Annotated in this window: 19 protein-coding genes and 1 tRNA gene; 6 read left to right on the top strand and 14 right to left on the bottom strand. The window is 70.5% G+C overall.

Annotation, left to right across the window (positions count from 1 at the left end):
• Positions 1 to 32: 32 nt before the first annotated feature.
• The 3 genes from Msi02_RS00890 (at position 33) to Msi02_RS00880 (ending at position 4,505) form a co-directional block, all read left to right on the top strand.
• Positions 33 to 1,829, top strand: coding sequence for an ABC transporter ATP-binding protein (locus Msi02_RS00890; protein ID WP_204046616.1), 1,797 nt, complete (start codon positions 33 to 35; stop codon positions 1,827 to 1,829).
• Positions 1,826 to 3,697: an ABC transporter ATP-binding protein gene (locus tag Msi02_RS00885; RefSeq protein ID WP_204046615.1), complete on the top strand. Its 1,872-nt coding sequence runs from the start codon at positions 1,826 to 1,828 to the stop codon at positions 3,695 to 3,697. The genes Msi02_RS00890 and Msi02_RS00885 overlap by 4 nt, the downstream gene beginning before the upstream one ends.
• Before the next feature lie 199 nt (positions 3,698 to 3,896).
• Positions 3,897 to 4,505: an NAD(P)-dependent oxidoreductase gene (locus Msi02_RS00880; RefSeq protein WP_204046614.1), complete on the top strand. Its 609-nt coding sequence runs from the start codon at positions 3,897 to 3,899 to the stop codon at positions 4,503 to 4,505.
• A 5-nt stretch (positions 4,506 to 4,510) separates the two neighbouring features.
• On the opposite strand, the gene Msi02_RS00875 is transcribed toward Msi02_RS00880, so the two are convergent.
• The 7 genes from Msi02_RS00875 to Msi02_RS00845 all read right to left on the bottom strand — a co-directional run bounded on the left by Msi02_RS00875 (position 4,511) and on the right by Msi02_RS00845 (position 11,291).
• Complete coding sequence (locus Msi02_RS00875) at positions 4,511 to 4,936, bottom strand: acyl-CoA thioesterase (RefSeq protein ID WP_204046613.1); 426 nt, start codon at positions 4,934 to 4,936, stop codon at positions 4,511 to 4,513.
• Between the two features lie 8 nt (positions 4,937 to 4,944).
• Positions 4,945 to 6,090 carry an acyl-CoA dehydrogenase family protein gene (locus Msi02_RS00870; RefSeq protein WP_204046612.1) on the bottom strand — a complete coding sequence of 382 codons (1,146 nt, stop codon included), beginning with the start codon at positions 6,088 to 6,090 and terminating at the stop codon, positions 4,945 to 4,947.
• A 79-nt stretch (positions 6,091 to 6,169) separates the two neighbouring features.
• Positions 6,170 to 7,447, bottom strand: coding sequence for an ABC transporter substrate-binding protein (locus Msi02_RS00865; protein WP_204046611.1), 1,278 nt, complete (start codon positions 7,445 to 7,447; stop codon positions 6,170 to 6,172).
• Entirely contained in the window at positions 7,408 to 8,487 is a 1,080-nt protein-coding gene (locus Msi02_RS00860) for a branched-chain amino acid ABC transporter permease (protein WP_373308222.1), read from the bottom strand. The genes Msi02_RS00865 and Msi02_RS00860 overlap by 40 nt, the downstream gene beginning before the upstream one ends.
• A 118-nt stretch (positions 8,488 to 8,605) precedes the next feature.
• Positions 8,606 to 9,496: a branched-chain amino acid ABC transporter permease gene (locus Msi02_RS00855; RefSeq protein WP_079315855.1), complete on the bottom strand. Its 891-nt coding sequence runs from the start codon at positions 9,494 to 9,496 to the stop codon at positions 8,606 to 8,608.
• Positions 9,496 to 10,332, bottom strand: a complete 837-nt coding sequence (locus tag Msi02_RS00850) for an ABC transporter ATP-binding protein (RefSeq protein ID WP_373308211.1) — start codon at positions 10,330 to 10,332, stop codon at positions 9,496 to 9,498. Before Msi02_RS00850 ends, Msi02_RS00855 begins: the two co-directional genes overlap by 1 nt.
• A gap of 47 nt (positions 10,333 to 10,379) precedes the next feature.
• Positions 10,380 to 11,291, bottom strand: coding sequence for an ABC transporter ATP-binding protein (locus tag Msi02_RS00845; RefSeq protein WP_204046610.1), 912 nt, complete (start codon positions 11,289 to 11,291; stop codon positions 10,380 to 10,382).
• 187 nt (positions 11,292 to 11,478) lie between these two features.
• Between Msi02_RS00845 and Msi02_RS00840 the strand changes: the two genes are divergently transcribed.
• Positions 11,479 to 12,657 (top strand): PucR family transcriptional regulator, encoded by a 1,179-nt coding sequence (locus Msi02_RS00840; protein ID WP_204046609.1) that lies wholly within the window; start codon positions 11,479 to 11,481, stop codon positions 12,655 to 12,657.
• A gap of 774 nt (positions 12,658 to 13,431) precedes the next feature.
• Here the strand turns inward: Msi02_RS00840 and Msi02_RS00835 are convergent.
• A tRNA-Leu gene (locus tag Msi02_RS00835) sits at positions 13,432 to 13,505 on the bottom strand.
• A 139-nt stretch (positions 13,506 to 13,644) separates the two neighbouring features.
• On the opposite strand from Msi02_RS00835, the gene Msi02_RS00830 reads away from it, so the two are divergent.
• Together Msi02_RS00830 and Msi02_RS00825 are read left to right on the top strand one after the other, a co-directional pair.
• Positions 13,645 to 14,223 (top strand): ANTAR domain-containing response regulator, encoded by a 579-nt coding sequence (locus tag Msi02_RS00830; RefSeq protein WP_204046735.1) that lies wholly within the window; start codon positions 13,645 to 13,647, stop codon positions 14,221 to 14,223.
• 207 nt (positions 14,224 to 14,430) lie between these two features.
• Positions 14,431 to 15,732 carry an ABC transporter substrate-binding protein gene (locus Msi02_RS00825; protein WP_204046608.1) on the top strand — a complete coding sequence of 434 codons (1,302 nt, stop codon included), beginning with the start codon at positions 14,431 to 14,433 and terminating at the stop codon, positions 15,730 to 15,732.
• A 75-nt stretch (positions 15,733 to 15,807) separates the two neighbouring features.
• Here Msi02_RS00825 and Msi02_RS00820 read toward each other — a convergent pair whose 3' ends face one another.
• From Msi02_RS00820 to Msi02_RS00795, 6 genes are all read right to left on the bottom strand, one after another.
• Complete coding sequence (locus Msi02_RS00820; protein ID WP_204046607.1) at positions 15,808 to 16,296, bottom strand: hypothetical protein; 489 nt, start codon at positions 16,294 to 16,296, stop codon at positions 15,808 to 15,810.
• A 104-nt stretch (positions 16,297 to 16,400) separates the two neighbouring features.
• Positions 16,401 to 17,273 carry an ABC transporter ATP-binding protein gene (locus Msi02_RS00815; protein ID WP_204046606.1) on the bottom strand — a complete coding sequence of 291 codons (873 nt, stop codon included), beginning with the start codon at positions 17,271 to 17,273 and terminating at the stop codon, positions 16,401 to 16,403.
• Positions 17,270 to 18,199: an ABC transporter ATP-binding protein gene (locus tag Msi02_RS00810; RefSeq protein ID WP_204046605.1), complete on the bottom strand. Its 930-nt coding sequence runs from the start codon at positions 18,197 to 18,199 to the stop codon at positions 17,270 to 17,272. The genes Msi02_RS00815 and Msi02_RS00810 overlap by 4 nt, the downstream gene beginning before the upstream one ends.
• Positions 18,189 to 19,178, bottom strand: coding sequence for a branched-chain amino acid ABC transporter permease (locus Msi02_RS00805; protein ID WP_079315847.1), 990 nt, complete (start codon positions 19,176 to 19,178; stop codon positions 18,189 to 18,191). The genes Msi02_RS00810 and Msi02_RS00805 overlap by 11 nt, the downstream gene beginning before the upstream one ends.
• A 13-nt stretch (positions 19,179 to 19,191) precedes the next feature.
• Positions 19,192 to 20,478, bottom strand: coding sequence for a branched-chain amino acid ABC transporter permease (locus Msi02_RS00800; RefSeq protein WP_239107995.1), 1,287 nt, complete (start codon positions 20,476 to 20,478; stop codon positions 19,192 to 19,194).
• A 449-nt stretch (positions 20,479 to 20,927) separates the two neighbouring features.
• A complete protein-coding gene (locus Msi02_RS00795; protein ID WP_143737403.1) occupies positions 20,928 to 21,308 on the bottom strand; it encodes a PaaI family thioesterase in 381 nt (126 codons plus the stop codon).
• Between the last annotated feature and the right edge of the window lie 40 nt (positions 21,309 to 21,348).

Raw genomic sequence — 21,348 nt, 5'->3', positions numbered from 1 at the left:
TGTCAGACGCCGGAGGAGCGCTGCGCCCGTTGATGGACTCCCCTCAGGAACCCGGGCCCGACGCAAGGGACGACACTGTCCGCCGGTCGTCGTGGCGCTCGCTGTGGCGGTTGCGGTCCTACCTGCGCCCGTACGTGCCCAGCCTGGTGGTGTCCTGGCTCGCCGCGCTGCTCGGGATCGCCGCGGGCACGGTGATCCCGCTGGTGAGCAAGGAGATCATCGACGGCCCGGTGGCCCACGGGGACCTCGGGGGGCTGGTTCCGCTCGGGCTGCTGGCCCTCGGCCTCGGCATCGCCGAGGCGGTCCTCACGTTCGTCCGCCGCTGGTCCCAGGCCGGGCCGGTCCTCGGCCTCGAGACCGCGATCCGCGACGACCTCTACCGCCACCTCCAGCGGCTGCCGATGAGCTTCCACGACGGATGGCAGTCGGGCCAGCTGCTGTCCAGGGCGACGACCGACCTGTCGACGATCCGCAGGTTCCTCGGCTTCGGCGTGCTGTTCCTGATCATGAACATCCTGCAACTCACTGCGGTCACCGTGGTGCTCCTGCGGATGTACTGGCCGCTGGGCCTGCTCGTCGCCGTCTCCGCCGTCCCTGTCGTGGTCCTGTCGCTGCGGTTCGAGCGGCGCTACATCGTCATCTCCCGGCAGGTGCAGGACCAGCAGGGCGACCTCGCCACGCTGGTCGAGGAGTCGGCCGTGGGGATCCGCACGGTCAAGGCGTTCGGGCGGCGTGAGCACGTCTTCGCGAACTTCGCTGCCGCCGCCCGCGAGATCCGCCGCACCTCGCTGGCGAAGGTGCGGCTGGCCTCCCGGTTCTTCACCTTCCTCGAAGTCGTGCCGAACGTCACGCTCGCCCTGGTCCTGCTGCTCGGCGCGATCGCGGTCGGCGCCGGCGCGCTGACGCTCGGCACCCTGGTCGCCTTCACCACGCTGGTCCTCCAGCTCGTCTGGCCGGTCGCCTCGCTCGGCTACATCCTCGCCATGGGCCAGGAGGCCATGACCTCGGCCGACCGGGTGGTCGAGGTGCTCGACACGGTGCCCGCGATCAGCGGCGGCCCGGCCGTCATCGAGCGCCCGCGCGGCCACGTACGCTTCGAGGGCGCCGGGTTCCGCTTCCCCGGCGCCGAACGGCCGGTGCTGCGCGACGTGTGGCTGGAGGTGCGGCCGGGGGAGACCGTCGCCCTCGTGGGGGCCACCGGGTCGGGCAAGACGACGCTCACCGCGCTCGTGCCCCGCCTGCTCGACGTCACCGCGGGCCGCGTCACCGTGGACGGGCACGACGTGCGGGACCTGTCGCTGACCTCGCTGCGCTCGGTGGTCGCCACCGCGTTCGAGGAGCCGACGCTCTTCTCGATGAGCGTCCGCGAGAACGTGACACTCGGCCACGGGCACGCCACCGAGGAGGAGATCAGGCAGGCACTGGAGATCGCGCAGGCGACGTTCGCCTACGACCTGCCGTGGGGGCTCGACACCCGCATCGGGGAGCAGGGGATGTCGCTGTCGGGCGGTCAGCGGCAGCGGCTCGCGCTGGCCAGGGCGATCCTCGGCAGGCCGCGGGTGCTCGTCCTCGACGACACCCTCTCGGCTCTCGACGTGGAGACCGAGGCGCTGGTCGAGGAGGCGCTGCGGCGGGTGCTCGCCGAGGCCACCGGCATCGTCGTGGCGCACCGCGCCTCGACCGTGCTGCTGGCCGACCGGGTGGCGCTGCTGCGCGACGGCACCGTCACCCACGTCGGCCGCCACGGCGACCTGCTGTCGGCCGTGCCGGAGTATCGCGAACTGCTCGCCCAGGACGCCGACCTCGACCCCGAAGGCTCGATGCGATGACCCAAGGGACCGCTGACGGCGGGGGTGACACCGAGCGAGCCGGAGGCGACGCGGGAGAGACAGTGTGGCGCGGGGTCGCCGCGGAGAACCGCGACGAGATCTCCGAGCGCGTCTCCGTGCTGCTGCGCACCCGGTCGCGCCGCCTGCTGGGCGACCTGCTGCGCCCGCACCGCCGGGCCATCGCCGTGCTCACCGCGGTCATCGTGGTGTCCAACGCCGCCGGGCTGGCCCTGCCGTACCTGGTGAAGGCGGGCATCGACGACGGCATCCCGCCCATGCTGCGCGGGCAGGGCGCGGGGACGCTGCTCGCGATCGTCGGCGCGGTGCTGGGCGCCGCGCTCACCCAGGCGCTCACCCGGCAGGCGTTCCTGCAGATGTCGGGCCGGATCGGCCAGGACATCCTGCTGGAGCTGCGCCGCCGGGTCTTCGACCACTTCCAGCGCCTGTCGCTGTCGTTCCACGAGAGGTACACCTCAGGGCGGGTCATCTCCCGGCTCACCTCCGACGTGGACGCCATCGCGGAACTGCTCGACTCCGGTTTCGACGGCCTGGTCACGGCCGTGCTCACGTTGTGCGGCACCGCGGTGATGCTGCTCGTGCTCGACGTGCGCCTCGGCCTGGTGGCGCTGCTGCCGCTGCCGGTCCTGCTGCTGTTCACCCGGTGGTTCCGCCGCCAGTCGAGCGTCGCCTACCGCCGTACGCGGGAGGCGGTCGCGCTGGTCATCGTCCACTTCGTGGAGTCGATGACCGGCATCCGCGCGGTGCAGGCGTTCCGGCGGGAGCCGCGCAACCAGGAGATCTTCGAACGGCTCAACACGGACTACCGCGCCGCCAACACGCGGGGCATGCGCCTGGTCGCCGTGTTCATGCCCGGCATCAAGCTGATCGGCAACGTCACCGTCGCCGCCGTCCTGCTGTACGGCGGCCTGCTCGCGCTGCGCGGCACGGTCACGGTCGGTGTGCTCGCGGCGTTCCTGCTCTACCTGCGCCAGTTCTACGAGCCGATGCAGGAGATCAGTCAGTTCTACAACGCCCTGCAGTCGGCGGGGGCGGCGCTGGAGAAGCTGTCGGGCGTGCTGGAGGAGCGGCCCTCGGTGGCCGAGCCCCACCGCCCGGTGCCGCTGCCGCGCGCCGCCGGGGCGTTGCGCTTCGAGGGCGTCAGGTTCGCCTACGCCGAGGGCCCGCCGGTGCTGCCGCTGCTCGACCTGGAGATTCCCGCCGGGCAGACCGTGGCCGTCGTCGGCACCACGGGCGCGGGCAAGACCACGCTGGCCAAGCTCATCGCCCGGTTCCACGACCCGGTCGCCGGGCGGGTGCTGCTCGACGGCGTGGACCTGCGCGACCTGGACGAGGACACCCTGCGCCGCCACGTGGTGATGGTCACCCAGGAGAACTACCTGTTCAGCGGGACGATCGCCGACAACGTGCGGTTCGGGCGGCCCGGCGCGCCGGATTCGGAGATCGAGCGGGCCGCCGAGGCCATCGGCGCCCACACGTTCGTCTCCGCGCTCCCCGACGGGTACGAGACCCAGGTCGGCAAGCGCGGCGGCCGCATGTCGGCGGGGCAGCGGCAGCTCGTCGCGTTCGCCCGGGCGTTCCTCGCCGACCCCGCCGTGCTGATCCTGGACGAGGCCACCTCCAGCCTCGACGTGCCCAGCGAGCGCCTCGTGCAGCGGGCGCTGCGGACGATCCTCTCCGACCGGACCGCGCTGATCATCGCCCACCGCCTGTCCACCGTCGAGATCGCCGACCGGGTGCTCGTCATGGAGCACGGCCGGATCGTGGAGGACGGCCCGCCGGACCACCTGATCGCCGGCTCAGGCCGGTTCGCCCGCCTCCACCGCGCCTGGCTCGACAGCCTCGCCTGACCTCCTGCCGTCGCCGGCTACTCCCGGCGACTTAGCCCGGCCCGGCCGGGCTGATCCCGGTGGGGTAGCGGCAGATGACTCCGTGGGAGGGACGCCGCCGAACTCCGGCTGGACGACGATTGCCGGTCATGGGAACCCCACTCGAACATGCGGACACGGCCACAGGCCGCGTCGACTCGATCACCCGGACGGTGGAGCCGTGAACCTCACTCTCATCGGCTCGACCGGCCGCACCGGCCGCCACGTCCTGGCCGAGGCGCTGCGCCGCGGCCACCGGGTCACCGCCTTCACCCGCAACGCCGCCGCCCTGGAGGCGCGGCCGCACGTCGTCGTCGAAGGCGACGGCCGCGACCCGGAGAAGATGCGTGCGGCCGTGACCGGCGCGGACGCGGTGATCTCCATCATCAACGGCGGCGACAGCGGCGATCCGCACCGCGCGGCCGAGGCCACCCGCACCATCATGCAGGCCATGACCGAGACCGGGGTCCGTCGCCTGGTCGTCACCACCCCCTACCCGATCGTCGCCCGCAGGCCGGTCCTGGTCCTGTGGCTGCTGCGCCGCCTGCTGGCCACCCAGTATGCCGACGCCCGCGAGCTGGAGCGGGCCGTGAGCGCCGGCGATCTGGACTGGACCATCGTCCGGCTGACCCGGCTCACCGACCGGCCCGCCACCGGGGCGGTCGTGATCCGCCGCGACTTGGCGGCCAAACCGCGTTCCCTGACCCGGGCGGACGTGGCGAACACCCTGCTGGACATCGTCCAGGAGGACCATCTGAGCGGCGTGGCCGTCAACGTCCACGGGCGCTGAAACCACTAAACGGGGGGAGGGGAGAGGAGGCGTTCCATGGCGGGGCGCAGGGGCGGGCCGATCTCCACCGGGCGGCGGGTGTGCCGGTCCACGAAGACGTGGGTGAAATCTCCCTCGGCGACCAGCGTGTCCCCGGCGAACAGGCCGAGCTCGTAGCGGACGCTGGACCGGCCCAGGTGACCGATCCGCAGGCCCACGCTGATCACCTGCGGGAAGGACACCGAGGCCCGGTAGGAGCAGCGCGACTCCACGCACAACCCGATCGCCGGGCCCTCGTGGATGTCCAGGCCGGCCTCCTCGATCAGCCAGGTGTTGATCACGGTGTCCATCAGGGAGTAGTGCACGACGTTGTTGACGTGCCCGTAGACGTCGTTGTCCTTCCAGCGGGTGGGCACGTCCCGCCAGTGCGGATAGGCTTCCCGGTTCTTCACAGGCCCGTTCACAAGCCGAGGTCCCGGCCGACGATCTCGCGCATGATCTCGTTGGACCCCGCCCAGATCCGGGTCACCCGGGCGTCCATCCAGGCCCGTGCCACGCGGTACTCCCTCATGTAGCCGTAGCCGCCGTAGAGCTGCACGCAGGCGTCGATCACCTGGTTCTGCACCTCGGCGGTCCACATCTTGGCCTTGGCCGCGTCGACCGCCGTCAGCTCTCCGTCGGCGTGGGCGGCCACGCACTGGTCGACGTACGCCCGGGTCACCTCCACCTTCGTCACCAGATCGGCGAGGGTGAACTTGTTGTACTGGAAGCTGCCGATCGCCTGGCCGAACGCCTTGCGCTCCTTCACGTACGACAGGGTCTCGGCGAGCACGGCGGCGGCGTGGGAGATGTTGGTGACGGCGCTGCCGAGCCGTTCCTGGGGGAGTCGTTCCATCATCGCGACGAACCCCCGGTCCACCTCGCCGATCACGTTGCCGGCCGGCACCCGCACACCCTCGAAGAACAGCTCGGCCGTGTCGGCCTCCGGCTGGCCGACCTTGTCCAGCTTGCGCCCGCGATGGAAGCCGGGCATGCCCTCCTCGACCGCGAACAGCGTGATGCCCTTGGCCCGCTTCTCCGGGCTGGTCCGGGCCGCCACCACGACGAGGTCGGCCTGGTAGCCGTTGGTGATGAACGTCTTGGAGCCGTCGACGATCCAGTCGGAGCCGTCCCTGACGGCGGTGGTGCGCAGCGCCGCCAGGTCCGACCCGCCGCTCGGCTCGGTCATGCCGATCGCGGTAATCATTTCTCCCGAGCAGAACGGCGGCAGCCAGCGCTTCTTCTGCTCGTCCGTCGTCAGCTCCACCAGGTAGGGCGCGACCACGTCGAAGTGGATGCTGAAACTGGACGCCAGAGCCATGCCCACCCCGGCGAGCTCCTCGGTGAGCACGGCGTTGAAGCGGTAGTCGCCCGCGGCCGCGCCGTCGTACTCCTCGGGAACCTCAAGGCCGAGGAATCCCTGCCGGCCGGCCTCCCGCCACACCTCGCGGTCGATCAGCCGGCGCTCGATGAACTCCTCGGCCCTCGGGGCGACCGAGCGGATCACGAACTGCCGCACGGAGTCGCGGAAGGCCTCGTGGTCCTCGCCGTAGATGGTGCGTCGCATCGATTCTCCAGACGATTATTCGGTATCGGGATACTAGCGAGTAACCAACCTCCGTGGCGCGGGCACGGGCCTGTCCGCGTCAGCCCACCGGCACCGGGTAGTCCTTCGCCAGCTCGGAGACCTCCGCCTCCCTGAAGACGACCGCGCCGCCGAGCGCCGCCTTGTCGGGCTTGAGCACGTACGACGACCGGGAGGCGGGCTTGTCGAAGAACGTGAAGTTCATCGGCGTGCCGAAGTCGCCGCCGAAGTTCGACTGCGAGCGGTGCGCGTTCAGCACGCCCTCCCGGGTGAGGTCCTTGGCCTCGCACGCCTTCTTCATCGCCTCATCCACGATCATCGCCGCGCTCCAGCCGGTGGGCACGCCGCTGTCGAGCGTCTCCCCCGGATACTTCGCCTGGTAGTCGGCCACCAGCTTCTGCATCCCCGGGTTCTGCGCGCTGACCGGCGTCCCCGCCGAGACGTAGTAGAAGTCCTTCAGCAGGGCCGGCCCGGCCGGGGTCGCGAGAAGCTGCGGAGCGTAGGCCGAGTTGCTGCCGACGAACGGCACGTCCATGCCCTTGGCCAGGGACACGCCGACCAGCGAGGCCGTCTGCCGGGGCCCCACGGAGACGAGCACGGCCTTCACCCCGGCCGCCTTGAACGCCGCCACCTGGGCGCTCATGTCCTGGTCGGTCGCCTTGATCTTCTGCTCGACGATCTGCAGGCCGAGCTTGTCCGCGGCGTACTTCGAGCCGTTGAGCGAGCTCTCGCCGTAGTCGCCCTCGAAGTACAGGTGCCCGATCTTGTCGCCGGACTTGATCCCCTTCTCCTTCGTGAGGAACTCGACGGCGTTGATCATGTCCACGTCGTACGTCGTGCCGGTCACCTGGATGGCCCGGCTGCCGAGCAGCGTGGTCGCCCACGCCATCGGGATCGTGAGCAGCTTGTCGCCGTCGATTCGCTGCTTCAGCGCCGTGATCATCGGGGAACCGATGAACTGCACGATCGCCGCCGACTTGGGCGCGATCTCGGTGTAGGCCGCCACCGCCTTCTGCGTGTCGTAGCCGTGGTCGCGCACCACCAGCTCGTACTTCCGGCCGCAGACCCCGCCGCCGGCGTTGACCTGGTCGAAGTACAGCTGCTGCGCCTGCGTCTGGCTCTTGCCGAACGACGCGTACGGACCGGTCAGGTCGGTGAGCGCGCTCACGGTGATCGTGGTGGCCGTGACGCCGGGGCCGGTCTTGACCCCGTCGACGTTCGCCGCCCCGGCGTCTCCGCCACCGCCGCCGCCCGTGGCCTTCCCACTACCGCACGAGGTGACGGCAAGGGACAACAGGGCTAACGCCGCGACGCCGGCGCGGGTGCCGATTTTGCCCATCTGAGCTCCTTGAGTCGTACGCGGCCGAGCCGCGTGGCAAGCCCGACCAGACCGCCGGGCAGGAACAGCACCACCGCGACGACGGCGGCGCCGTAGAGAATCCGCGCGGCCTCGGCGGGGGAGACCCCGCCGGAACCCGGCTCGGCCACCAGCGGCAGGGCGTCGCTGTAGCGCGTGAGCAGCTGGGGGAGCAGGGAGACGAACGCGGCCCCGACGACCGCCCCGGCGACCGATCCCAGGCCGCCGATCACGATCGTCGCGAGGTAGTCGAGCGACAGCAGCATGCCGAAGTAGTCCGGCACGACCTGCTGGAAGACCAGGGCGACCAGCACCCCGGCGAGCCCGCCGTACATGGACGACAGGACGAACACGCCCGCGCGGTAGCGGGCGACCGGGACGCCCATGACCCCCGCGGCGATCTCGTGGTCCCTGATCGTGTTCATCGCCAGGCCGGGACGGCCGCGCAGCACGCCCCTGGCGAACACCGCCGCGCCCGCGAGCAGCGCGATCCCGAGGAACCACAGCCGTTCGAGCGAGCCGAACGGCACGTTCAGAACCACCAGCTCCGGGGTGTCGGCGAAGACGAGACCGAACAGCTCCATCGGCGGCACCGGCCGTCCGTTGAAGCCGCCGGTCACCGGCTCGGCGTTGAACAGGATGTGCTGGCCGACGAAGATCAGGGCGAGCGTGGCGATGCCCAGGTAGGCGCCCTTGAGGCGGCCCGCGATCGGGCTGAACAGGCCACCGGACACGCCCGCGACGATCACCGCGGCCACGGCCGCGAGCGGCGTCGGCAGCCCCAGGTCCGACGACAGGGATACGTAGGAGTACGCCCCGACCGCGAGGAAGAAGGCGTGCCCCAGGGACAGCTGCCCGGTCGCCCCGGTCAGCAGGTTGATCCCGATGGCGCCGATCGCCGCCGACATCGCGAACAGCCCCGCCTGCAGCCAGAACCCCTCCAGGTAGAAGGGCACCGCGACCGCCACCGCGAGCACCGCGAGCCACAGCGCGGCCCGCAGGGGCCGCGCCCCGAAACACAGCGCGGCCCGGAGGGGCCGGAACGCGCCACGCGTGGGCTTCCCCCGCGTGGACGCGCTGGGAATGGATGTGCCGGCCGTGGGCGTCTCCGGCACGGGCGTGCCGGCTGTGGACGTGGGTTCAGACACGGGCCGGCTCCTTCGTGCCGAACAGCCCGGAGGGCCGCAGCAGCAGGATCACGATCATCACGAGGAACGGCGCCGCGTCGCCGATGCCGCGTCCCAGGAAGGCGAGCTCGCTCTGGTAGCCGCTCATCAGCGTCTCGGTGACGCCCACGATCAGCCCTCCGGCCAGCGCGCCCGTGGTCGAGTCGAGCCCGCCGAGGATGGCGGCGGGGAAGGCCTTCATCGCCGCCGCGGCCGTGCCCCTGTCCAGGCCCGGCGTCGGGAAGACGCACAGGAACATCGCCGCGACCGCGGCCAGCGCCCCGGCGACGGCCCACGCGCTGAGCGAGACCCGGCCGAGCCGCACGCCCATCAGCGCGGCGGTCTCCGCGTCCTCGGCCGCGGCGCGCATCGCCACGCCCCAGCCGGTGAACTTGAAGGCGAGCAGGAACGCCACGATCAGCGTGGCGGCGACCGCGAGGGCCACGACGCGGGTCTCGGCCACTGTGACCGGGCCGAGACGCAGCACCCGGTCGCCCCAGGGGTCGCCCAGGGCGAGCACCTCGGTGCCGATCCGGCGGGTGAGCTCGGTCGTGAGCAGGATGTCCACGCCGATCGTGACGATGGCCAGCACACCGCGCGAGCCGACGTGCGCCCGGCGCAGGATCAGGAACTCCACCAGCGCGCCCACCAGCGCCGCCGCCGCGATCCCGGCCGCCAGCGCCGCCCAGAACCCGATCAGCGGGTGCAGCCGGGCGATCACGTAACCGCCGGCCAGCAGCAGCGACGCGTGGGTGAAGTTGACCACCTCGGTCGCCTTGAAGATCACCACGAAGCCGAGCGCGATCAGCGCGTACACGGCCCCGACCGAGATCCCGTTGACGAGCAGCTCAAGGAAGACCGCCATCACGCCTCCCCTCGCTCACCGGAGGGGCCGCCGAAGTCGCCGAGATAGGCGCGGATCACCTCGGGGTCGCGCTGGACCTCCTCGGGCGGCCCGCCCGCGATCCGCCTGCCGAAGTCGAGCACGGTCACCGCGTCGGCGATCCGCATGACCATGCCCATGTCGTGCTCGACCAGCAGGACCGAGATGCCGAGGCTCTCGCGCACCGACTGGATGAGGGCGGTCATCTCCCGCCGCTCGCCGCCGTTCATCCCCGCCACCGGCTCGTCCAGCAGGAGCAGCCGCGGCTCCATGCACAGCGCCCGGGCCAGCTCCACCCGCTTCTGCACGCCGTACGGCAGCAGCCCGACGGGGATGGACAACGCGTCGCCGACGCCGGCGAACTCCGCGATCTCCGCGACGCGCGCGCCGTGCCGTACGGCCTCGCGCCTGGCCGAGGGCAGCCGCAGGCCGGCCGAGACGAAGCCGGCCCGGGTCAGGCGGTGCCGGCCGAGCATGAGGTTGTCGCGGACCGTCAGGTGCGGCGGCAGGGCGATGTTCTGGAACGTCCGCGCCACGCCCAGCGCCGCCACCTGGTGCGGGCGCAGCGAGGTCAGCTCGGCGCCGCCGAAGCGCACGCTGCCGGAGGTGGCGCGGTAGACGCCCGAAAGCACGTTGAAGCAGGTGGACTTGCCCGCGCCGTTCGGGCCGATCAGCGCGTGCACGCTGCCGGGGGCCACGGTGAAGCTCGCCGCGTCGAGCGCGGTGAGCCCGGCGAAGCGGACCGTCACCTCGCTGACCACGAGTTCCGGCAGGCCGTCGCCGCCCGCCGTACCGACCGGTTGGTTTCTCATGGGCATGCGGAGACGCCTCAACGGGTGTGCGCGCGGTTCGCCGCGGCGGTGGGTCATGCCGTCCATCTCGCCAGCCTGGTCCTCTCGTGCCTCTCGTGACCTGGGCCGGGGTCGGTACCGACCGGTCGGTCTGTCTCGGGCGCGCCGATACCGAGGTAGCGGCGGCGCACCTCGTCACTGGCCGCGAGCTCCGCCGCCGGTCCCGACAGCGTCACCTCGCCCACCTCCAGCACGTACGCCCGCTCGGCCAGCGCGAGCGCCATGGCGGCGTTCTGCTCCACCAGCAGCACCGACGTCCCCTGGGCGTTGATCTGCCGCACGGTGTCGGCGATCCGGGCCGCCATCAGCGGAGCGAGCCCGAGCGTGGGCTCGTCGAGCAGCAGCAGCGAAGGCCCGGCCATGAGCGCCCGGCCGATCGCCAGCATCTGCTGCTCGCCGCCCGACAGCAGGCCCGCCCGCTGGTGGGCCCGCTCGGCCAACACCGGGAAGAGTTCGAGTACCCGCTCACGGGCCGCCGCCGCCCGCCTGCCCGGCACGCCGAGCGCTCCGGCCCGCAGGTTCTCGGCCACCGTCATCCGGGCGAACACCCGCCGTCCCTCCGGCACCTGGACCACGCCGCGCCGTACGACGGCCGCCGCCGGCACGCCGTCGAGGCGGGATCCGCCGAAGGCGACGGTCCCCGACGTGATCGCGCCCCGGTGGAACCGCAGCGTCCCCGACACGGCACGCAGCAGCGTCGTCTTGCCCGCGCCGTTCGCGCCGAGCACCGCGGCCACCGCGCCCCGGGGCACGGCCAGATGGACGCCCCGCAGGGCGCGCACGGGGCCGTACCGCACCTCCAGGCCCCTGATCTCGAGGCCCCCGGCCTTCGGGTCCGCAGCTCCCGGGGCCGCGATCTGCGGGCCCTCGATCTCTGCGCCCTCGATCTCTGGGCCGCCGGTCCCCGGGCCCGCCTCACCAGACATCCGCGCCTCCTGTGACTCCGATGAAGGCACACCCAACCCACCGTGGTCGAGGGCCGTCCAGCGCCGGGAGTCAAGTCGGGACCCCAGCCCATGCGCGCCGGTCGTGCCCTGTGCTCCAGCACAATCCCGCATCACGAAACGAAAACCGAACCTTGTTCCGGACGCCGCCGGCTGGCACATTCGGGGCATGAGGTCCAGGACGGACTCCGAGGTCCGGGAACTGCTGCGGACCTCCGCCGCAGGCCTGCTGGAACGGCTCCCCGAGCTCGCCGACGAGCTGGTGAAGCGCGGCAGGGAAAGCGACGAGGCCTACCGCATGACGGTCCCCTACGAGGACCACTGGAAGAGCACCCACGAGGGACTGCGCGTCGGCATCACCGCGATCCTGCAGCCCCGGCACGAGCGGCGCGACGTCGCGTACGCCCAGACGGTCGGGCGCAGGCGGGCGGAGTTCGGGCTCCCGCTGGACTCGCTCATGCGCAGCTACCGCCTGGCCGCGCAGGTCACCTGGAACGGCGTCATCGACATCATCGGCGACCAGGGCCAGGAGCGGCTGCCCGCCCTGCTGCGCAGCGCCACCCACGTGTGGCACGCCATCGACCGCCAGGCCGTGGCGGCGGCCGACGCCTACCGCCGCCGGGAGAACGAGCTGCTCGGCCGGACCAACCAGCGCGTCAACGCCATGCTCGACGCACTCCTGGAGGGCCGCGCCGACCCGGCCGTGGCCGGTGTGGCCGCCGACGCCCTCGGCCTGCCGGAGCACGGACGCTATGCGGTCGTCACAACGCGGCTGCCCGCCCAGCCCGACCGCGTGCACCGGCCCGACGAGATCGGCGGGCTGCGTTTCCTGTGGCGCATGCGCCCGGACCTGGAGATGGCCGTCGTGTACCTCGACGACCGGGAGCTGGACGACCTGGTGGCCGCGATCACCCCGGTCGTCTGCGCGAGCGCCGGCGTCAGCCCGGTGGTGGAGAGCCTCGCCGACCTCGGCACCGCCCGCCGCCTGGCGGAGGTGGCCATGCGCACCTGCTCGGGGACCGCGCCGGAGATCGCGCGGCTCGACCGGCGGCTGCCCGCCGCCCTGGTGGTCTGCCAGCCGGAGCTGGCCGGGCACCTCGCGGGCGGAGTCCTCGGCCCGATCACCGCGTCACCGGACGGCGGCGTGCTGCTCGCGACGCTGGAGGCGTGGCTGCGCTGCGAGGGGTCCGCGTCCCGTGCGGCGGCCGAGCTCTACTGCCATCGCAACACCGTCTTCAACCGCGTGCGCCGTATCGAGCAGCTCACCGGCCGGTCGCTGGCCCGCCCCCTGGACGTCGTCGAACTCTCCCTCGCCCTCGACGCCGTCCGCCTCCTCCCCGGCACCTGATTCTCGCATCCAGGGTGACTTGTCGGTTACAGGGCGTATCATCGGCCCACTGTGGCTCTCTTGGCGTTCGTCGACGAAAGCATGCGGCGCAGGAGCGTAAACGTAGGCGTCACGTCTGCGCGGAACTGCGAGAGCGGTTGCTGGGCCTCAGGGCTGGCAGGAGCCAGAGAATTCACTGGCGGGATGAATCTTCCGCTCGTCACGTGCTCATCGCCGAGGCGGTGGCAAGGATGCCGTTGCGGGCGATGGTCGTAGTCGACATATATCCGGAGAACGGGAAAGCGGAACGAGCGAGGCGCCTCTGTCTGGACAGGCTCCTGTGCGAGCTGTCTCAGCAGAAGGTGGAGACGGTCTGCATCGAGACGCGAGACCAGTGGCACGACAGACGAGACGAGACCGCGCGTTGGTGGACGCGCTCCGAGGGGCCGGCCGAGTCGAGCGAGGCCTGCGAGCGGAGTGGAGGAGATCAGCGGACGAGCCGCTGCTCTGGCTCGCCGACGTACTCGTGGGCAGTGTCATGTAGTGGCTCGGCGGCGAGGGTGAGAGCTTCGACATCATCCGGCAGAGGATCGAGTTCCTGTGACCGCTCCTCGTGGCGTCCGGCACTGAAACCGCGAAGGCCGGGCGCCCGATTCCATCGGGAGGTCCCGGCCTCACTTCCGCGGCCCCAGCGGGGCCCGGCGGTCACAATATGTCACCGCTGACCGCTGGAGCGCAACCATGGCCCCATCGTCGTCGCCCTGACGGCTTCTTGGGGGCCGCTATTCGTGCAAGTGCCCCGAGTGGGATTCGAACCCACACTGAATGGATTTTGAGGCCATCGACTCTGCCGATTGGTCTATCGGGGCTATTTCCGGATTTGTCCGGTTTCGGCAATGGCTGCCACGCAGCAGTCGATCTTGTTTGGAGATCGCTTGGGGCATCCCCTGCCGTGGTCCTAATGTAGCGGACGTCGGTAACCTCTTGTGCGTGAGTACGCAGCGGCGAGTGGTGATCGCGGAAGACGAGGCCCTGATTCGCCTCGACCTGAAGGAGATGCTCGAAGAGGACGGTTACGCCGTGGTCGGCGAGGCCGGCGACGGCGAGACGGCGGTCAAGCTCGCCATGGAGCTCCGCCCCGACCTGGTGATCCTGGACGTCAAGATGCCCGTGCTCGACGGGATCTCCGCGGCCGAGCGCATCGTCTCGGAGCGCATCGCGCCGTGTCTCATCCTCACCGCGTTCTCCCAGCGCGACCTGGTCGAGCGGGCCAGGGACGCGGGCGCGATGGCCTACCTGGTCAAGCCGTTCACCAAGGGCGACCTGGTCCCGGCCATCGAGATGGCGGTCAGCCGGCACGAGGAGATCGCCGCGCTGGAGAAGGAGGTCTCCACGCTGTCGGAGCGGCTGGAGACCAGGAAGCTCGTGGAGCGCGCGAAGGGCCTGCTCATGGCCCAGCACGGGTGGACGGAGCCGCAGGCCTTCCGGTGGATCCAGAAGGCGTCCATGGACCGGCGCATGAGCATGCGCCAGGTGGCGCAGATCGTGGTGAACGAGAACGGCGGTGAGGCCCAGCAGCCCGCCTGAACGTCGCCTCGCTGATCGCGGAGGAGAAGACTCCTGGTCAGGGGCCGTCCCGCTAAGTTGAGGAGTTATTACGACTCCGCATCCAAGTGCGGACAGTTCTGATGCATCCCTGGTCGGGCCGTGCCTGGCCTATGTACCTTTCAGCCATTCGATCGGGACCAGTCGGCAGCGCTGACGACTCCCGGGCCTGGATGAAGGAGATGCTTCATGATCCGCATTGCCCCCCTCGGGCGGGCGCTGGCCGTCGCCGCCGCCGCCAGCCTCGCGCTGACGGCCTGTGGCGGTGGTGAGGACAGCGCCGCGCCGGCCTCCTCGGCGCCGGCGGCCCAGTCCTCCGCGCCCGCTGCCGCCACCGCCCAGGGCGATGGTGTTCTCACCGTCGGCACGCTGCTGCCGCAGACCGGTTCGCTCGCCTTCCTCGGCCCGCCGGAGTTCGCGGGTGTCGGGCTGGCGATCAAGGAGATCAACGACGCGGGCGGTGTTCTCGGCAAGCCGGTGGTCGAGGTCGACACGGACTCGGGTGACACCTCGACCAACATTGCGTCCCAGTCTGTCGACAAGTTGCTGCAGCAGAAGGCCGACGTGGTCATCGGTGCCGCCTCGTCCTCGGTGTCGCTGTCGGTCATCGACAAGATCACCGGTGCGGGCGTGGTCCAGATCTCGCCGGCGAACACCTCTGACCAGTTCACCACCTACAACGACAAGGGCCTGTACTTCCGTACGGCTCCGCCGGACGTGCTGCAGGGCCGTGTCCTCGGTGACCTGATCCTCGCCGACGGCAACGACACCGTCGGCATCCTGGCCCTCCAGGACGCGTACGGCACCGGCCTCGCGGACAACGTGCAGAAGGCGGTCGAGGGCGGCGGCGGCCAGGTCGTGGAGAAGGTCATCTACGACCCGAAGGCGGCCGACTATTCGGCGGACGTCGCCAAGATCAAGGAAGCCAACCCGAAGGCTGTCGCGCTGATCGGCTTCGACGAGACCAAGAAGATCATTCCTGAGCTCGTCAAGCAGGGCCTGACCGCCAAGAAGGTGAAGTACTACTTCGTCGACGGCAACCTGTCCAACTACGGCACGGGCAAGGACGGCTTCCCCAAGGGCACGCTCGACGGCGCCAAGGGCACCCAGCCGGGCGCCCAGGTCTCCGACGACTTCAAGGCGAAGCTGAAGACGGTCGACCCGAACCTGAAGGACTTCAACTACGGCCCCGAGTCGTACGACGCGACCATCCTGACCGCGCTCGCGGCGGTCGCCGCCAAGAGCGACGCGCCCAAGGACATCGCGGCCAAGCTGCAGGAGGTCTCCACGGGCGGCGAGAAGTGCAAGGACTTCAAGTCCTGCAACGACCTGCTGTCCGCGGGCAAGGACATCGACTACGACGGCGCGTCCGGCCCGATCGAGTTCAACGAGGCCGGTGACCCGGCCGAGGCGACGATCGGCATCTACCAGTACGGCGCCGACAACACCAACAAGAACGTCGCCTTCAACACCGGCAAGATCGCCGGCTGATCGCGAGCACGAAGGGCCCGCTCCCATGGAGCGGGCCCTTTCCGCGTCCACCGGAAGTGGGGGACGCCCCCGGGGTCAGGAACGGCCGCAGGCGGTGAGGACGGCGGCGGACGCCTTGCGATAGCGGCGGAGCAGGTCCGGACGCCGGGAACCGGCCGTGTCGGCCCGGGACAGGGTCTCGGCGACGCCGTCGATGGTCGCGACGGCGGCCGAGGCCGAGGCCGGCAGATGGGGGCCGTACATCTCCAGCGTGCCGCGCAGATAGCCGAAACGGCCGCGTACGTCCCCGTCCCAGTGCTGGGCCTCCTCCTGTCCCGCGGGCAGCAGCGACAGCCCCAGGTAGCCGATAGCGGACACGACGCGGGCGCAGGGGTCGTCTCCGGCCTTCGCGCCCGTGACGTAGACCGCGCCGCTGGTCTTGCCGGACGCGGCCCCGGCGGATGACACGGTGGACGAGGCGGCGCCCGCCGAGGTCGTGGGATCAGGGGACGGCGACTGGCAGGCGGACAGGCCGATCGCGAGCGCCGGGACGACCAGCGCCGCCCGGAGGGGGGTTCGGGTCATACGGCTCATTGTCACCCCGCCGGTTGCCGATCAGGTGGAAATACGGTCACAGACATACGACGAGGGCCCCGGCGGAGGCTCCGCCGGGGCCCTCGGAGAGCGGCTCAGGCCCGGGCGAGCGTGCCCAGGTAGAGCTGGATGACCTTCGGGTCGTTGATCAGGTCGCGACCGCTCGCCATGTAGGCGTTGCGGCCCTGGTCGAGCACGTAGCCCCGGTGGCAGATCTGCAGGCAGCGGCGGGCGTTCTGCTCTACCATGATCACCGTGACGCCGGCCTTGTTGATCTGCTGGGCCTGGATGAAGACCAGGTCCTGCAGCTTGGGCGACAGGCCCGCGGACGGCTCGTCCAGCAGCAGGACCGACGGCTCGGTCATGAGCGCCCGGCCCATGGCGACCATCTGCCGCTCACCGCCGGACAGCGAGCCGGCGCGCTGCTTGCGGCGCTCCCGGAGGGCGGGGAAGATCTCGCAGACGAACTCGAACCGCTCCTTGAACTTGCCGGGCACCTGGAAGGCGCCCATCTCCAGGTTCTCCTCGATCGTGAGGCTGGGGAAGACGTTGTTCGTCTGCGGGACGTAGCCGACCCCGCGGGCCACCAGCGTGTGCGCCTTGAGGTTGGTGATGTCCTCGCCGTTCAAGGTGACCGAGCCGCTGCGCACCGGCACGAGCCCGAACAGGGTCTTGAGCAGGGTCGACTTTCCGGCGCCGTTCGGGCCGATGATGCCGATCAGCTCGCCCTTCTTCACGTACAGGTCGGCGCCGTTGAGGATGTTGACGCCGGGGATGTAGCCGGCGTACAGCTCGTCGGCCCGCAGCAGCGCGCTCTCGGCTCCTGCGAGGTGGTCGGAGCGGTCGACGACGGCCGCCCGCGAGACGGGCTCGGCGCCGTCCTCGTCCGCCGCCGTGACCGGCCCGGGCTCGTCCCGCGTGGGGACGCGGTCCGGCTCTGCGTGGTTTTCCGGCGTGGGGGCGGTCATGCCTTCTCCTCGATCTCGGACTCCAGCTCGGCCTCGGCCTCCTGCAGCTGCTCCTCGAACTCCTCGGCGGACATCGGAGCGTCGTGGTGGGCGCCCAGGTAGGCGTCGACCACGCGCGGGTCCGACATGATGGTGTCCGGCGGTCCCTCCGCGATCACGGCGCCCTGGGCCATCACGACGACCCAGTCGCTGATGTCGCGGACCATGTCCATGTCGTGCTCCACGAAGAGCACGGTCATGCCCTCCTCGCGCAGGTCTTTCACGTGCCCGAGGAGCGACTGGGTCAGGGCCGGGTTCACGCCCGCCATGGGCTCGTCCAGCATGACCAGCTCGGGGCCGACCATGAGGGCCCGCGCCATCTCCAGCAGCTTGCGCTGGCCGCCGGACAGCGAGCCGGCGAAGTCGTCGCGCTTGGCGGCGAGCTTGAACCGCTCGAGGAGCTCCTCGGCGCGCTCGGTGATCTCGTCCTCCTGGCGGCGCCAGCTGCCCGGGATCAGCGCGCGGAAGAAGTTCTCCCCGCGCTGGTTCTGCGCGCCGAGCCGCATGTTCTCCATCACGGTGAGCTTCGACAGGGCCTTGGTGAGCTGGAACGTGCGGACCATGCCCGCACGGGCCACCCGGTGCGCGGGCACGCCCTTGAGCTGCTTGCCGTTGAAGGTCCAGGACCCCTCGTCGGCGCTGTCGAAGCCGGTGAGCTGGTTGAAGAACGTGGTCTTGCCGGCGCCGTTCGGGCCGATGAGCGCGGTGATCGAGCCGCGCTGGATCTCCACGTGGTCGACGTTGACGGCGGTGAGGCCGCCGAACCGGCGTACGACCTTGTCGACGACCAGGATGGGGTCGGGCTTGGGCACGCCGGGCTCGTGATCGAGGCCCGCGAAGGCGGCCAGCGCCGCCGCCTTCCTGGTCGGGGTGGTGTCAGCGTGCATCGAGCGCGATCTCCCTCTTGTCACCGAAGATGCCCTGAGGCCGGAAGATGAGCAGGAGCATCAGGCCGAGACCGACCAGCATGAAGCGGACCGCGCCGATGTTGTTCACGGTGAACAACGAGGGGAGCAGCCCGGCGCTCACGGCCTCGCTGAGCGTGTTCCCGACGAAGACCAGCAGCACCCAGAAGATCGCGGCGCCGACGACGGGGCTGAAGACGCGGGCCGCGCCGCCGAGGATCACGATCGTGTACGCGTAGAAGGTGAACTCGGTGCTGAACAGGTCGGGCTGCACCGACGCCTGGCCGAGCGCGAACAGGAAGCCGCCGAGGCAGCCGACGACGCCGCCGAGCACGAGCGCCTGCATCTTGTAGGAGAAGACGTTCTTGCCGAGGCTGCGCACGGCGTCCTCGTCCTCGCGGATGGCCTTGAGCACGCGGCCCCACGGGCTCTTCATGAGCAGGTAGACCAGCCCGCAGGCGATCGCGATGAGCACCCAGCCGACCGTCAGCACCCACGTCACCCGTTCGTTGAAGCTGATCGGGCCGATGCCGTACGTGCCGGGGGAGTAGGGGTTCATCGCGAAGAAGTCGCCGGAGAAGTTCTGCCGGCCGTCCGAGCCGCCGAAGACGCTGCTGAACTTCACCGATCTGAAGACGAGCCGGACGATCTCGGCCGCCGCGATGGTGACGATGGCGAGATAGTCGGCGCGCAGCCGCAGGGTGGGGATGCCGAGCAGGAAGGCCAGCACGATGGTGGCCGCCAGGCCGATCAGGATGCCGAGCCAGAACGGCAGGTGGAAGGTGGCAACGGTGACGGCCATGCCGTACGCGGCGACGCCGAGGAAGGCCGCCTGGCCGAAGTTGAGCAGCCCGGCGTAGCCGAACTGGATGTTGACGCCGATCGCGGCGAGCGCGTAGACGACGGTCTCCAGGCCGATCGAGGCCTTGACCGTGGTGACGAAGATGGTGTTCCAGTCCACGTGTGGTCTCCGATCAGCCGATGCGCTCGCGCCGGCCGAGGATGCCCTGTGGCCGGAAGAGCATGACGAGGATGAGCACCAGCAGCGCGCCGACGGTCTTCAGCTCGGTCGGCACCACGACGGTGGACAGCTGGATGAACAGGCCGACGACGATGGAGCCGACGAGGGCGCCGAAGGCGGTGCCGAGGCCGCCGAGGGTGACCCCCGCGAAGACGAGCAGCAGGATCTGGAAGCCCATCTGGAAGCTGACGTTCTGCGACAGGCCGAGCATGACGCCCGCGAGCGACGCGATGGCGCCGCCGACGGTCCAGATGATCCGGATGACGCCGTCGACGTTGATGCCGGAGGAGGCCGCGAGCGCGGGGTTGTCGGCGACGGCCCTGGCGGCCTTGCCGACGCGGGTCTTGAGGAGCGCGAGCCCGACGATCACGAGCACGGCGAGCTCGATGCCCATCGCGATGAAGTTCTTCGGCGCGGCGGAGATCGGGCCCACCTGGATGCCGGGCTGGGCGTTGTAGTCCGCGTACGGAGCGCCCTCGCCGCCGAAGAAGAACAGGAAGACGTAGCGGAGGAACAGGGCCAGGCCGATCGAGATGATCATCATGGCGACCAGGCTGCTGCCCCGTCTGCGCAGCACTCCCCAGAAGAACCGGTCCTGGCTGTATCCGAAGGCCCCGCCGATCACGACCGAGATCACCGCGGCCCAGATGAGCGGGAGTCCCACGACCACGTTGAAGAAGTAGGCGCACATCGCGCCGAACGTGAGCAACTCGCCGTGCGCGAAGTTGGTGAGCCCGGTGGTGCCGAACACCAGGGACAGGCCCATGGCCGCGAGGGCGATGATGAGCCCGAGGTTGAAGCCCTCGAAGGTGAGCTGGGCGACCCGGTCCCAGAAGGAGGAGGAGTCCGACGAGGCGGGCGTGGCGGCCCCGCCCTGCTGGCCGGCGGGGGCGAGGGCGAACAGGACGTTGCGCTCGCTGCCCTCGTAGACCTGCACGTCCAGGGTGGCCCGGTTCTGGAACTTCAGCGCGATCCCCTTGGGGAGCGTCGCCTGGTCAAGCGTGACCTTGTATTTGCCCGCCTTGGGGACCGGCACCTCCCACTTGCCGTCCGCACCCGTGGTGGCGTCCCCGACGGGTTTGCCGTCTTCGCCCGCCACGCTGATCTTCACGCCGTTCACCGGCTGGCCTTGGTTTTGGAGTGTGCCCTTCAACGCCTCCCCGTCCGCCCAGGCGGGGGAGGAGAGCAGAAAGACGATTCCACCCAGGAAGGCCGTGAACGCGATCACGGCTCTGCGCAATGGTGCTCCCTCTGTTCAGGTCATGGCGGGGTCGTGCCCCCCACTGCGGACGCGCAACATCGCGAGGTTGCTGCGATGTTGTGGCCGGAGCATAAGCCTGAGACGCCCGTTTCGGGGTTGTTCGTCACCAATTGGTGACCATGGTGTGTCACTGACGTGAGAAAGGGTTCGCAGGTCAGGGCATGTAAGGAGTCAACCGGAGGGTCGGTGCTGTGGAAGAGCGTGAGCCCGTGGGAGGACCTTTGGGACCGTACACAGCTTCCCCGGCTCCGCACGTTGTCTACTCGGTCTCCCACGGGCTCTGGAGCCACAACGGTAGCGACCGGAGCGACTCCCGTGCAAAGAGAGTCGCAAGCCGTTCCGCTATAAGGCCCAATGCGTCGTAAGGGGTTTTCGTGGTGCTTGCCCCGGAGGCTCGCGGGCGAGCACGGCCCGCGAGCCTCCCGGCCTCAGCGAGCGTCCCTCAGCATGCAGGTCAGGCGGGCCGTGCAGACCGCCCGGCCCTCGTCGTCGGTGATCTCGATGGCGTACGTCGCGAGCGTGCGCCCGGCGTGCACGCGGGTGGCGACGGCGGTGACGTGCCCCGAGGTGGCGGAGCGGTGGTGGGTGGCGCTGATCTCGATGCCGACGGCGATCCTGCCCGCGCCGGCGTGCAGGGCGGCGCCGGTCGAGCCGAGGGTTTCGGCCAGCACGCAGGACGCGCCGCCGTGCAGAAGCCCGTACGGCTGGGTGTTGCCCTTGACGGGCATGCGGCCGACCACCCGCTCGGCGCTGGCCTCCAGGATCTCGATGCCCATCCGCTGGTGCAGGTGGTCCCCGGGCGCGTTCATCGACGACACGAACTCCTCGGGATTCGTCAAGGTCAAGGGG

Source organism: Microbispora siamensis (assembly GCF_016863095.1).
GTDB classification, from domain to species: Bacteria; Actinomycetota; Actinomycetes; order Streptosporangiales; family Streptosporangiaceae; genus Microbispora; species Microbispora siamensis.
The sequence above is the reverse complement of the archived record's forward strand: the minus strand, read 5'-3'. Positions and strand labels throughout refer to the sequence as shown.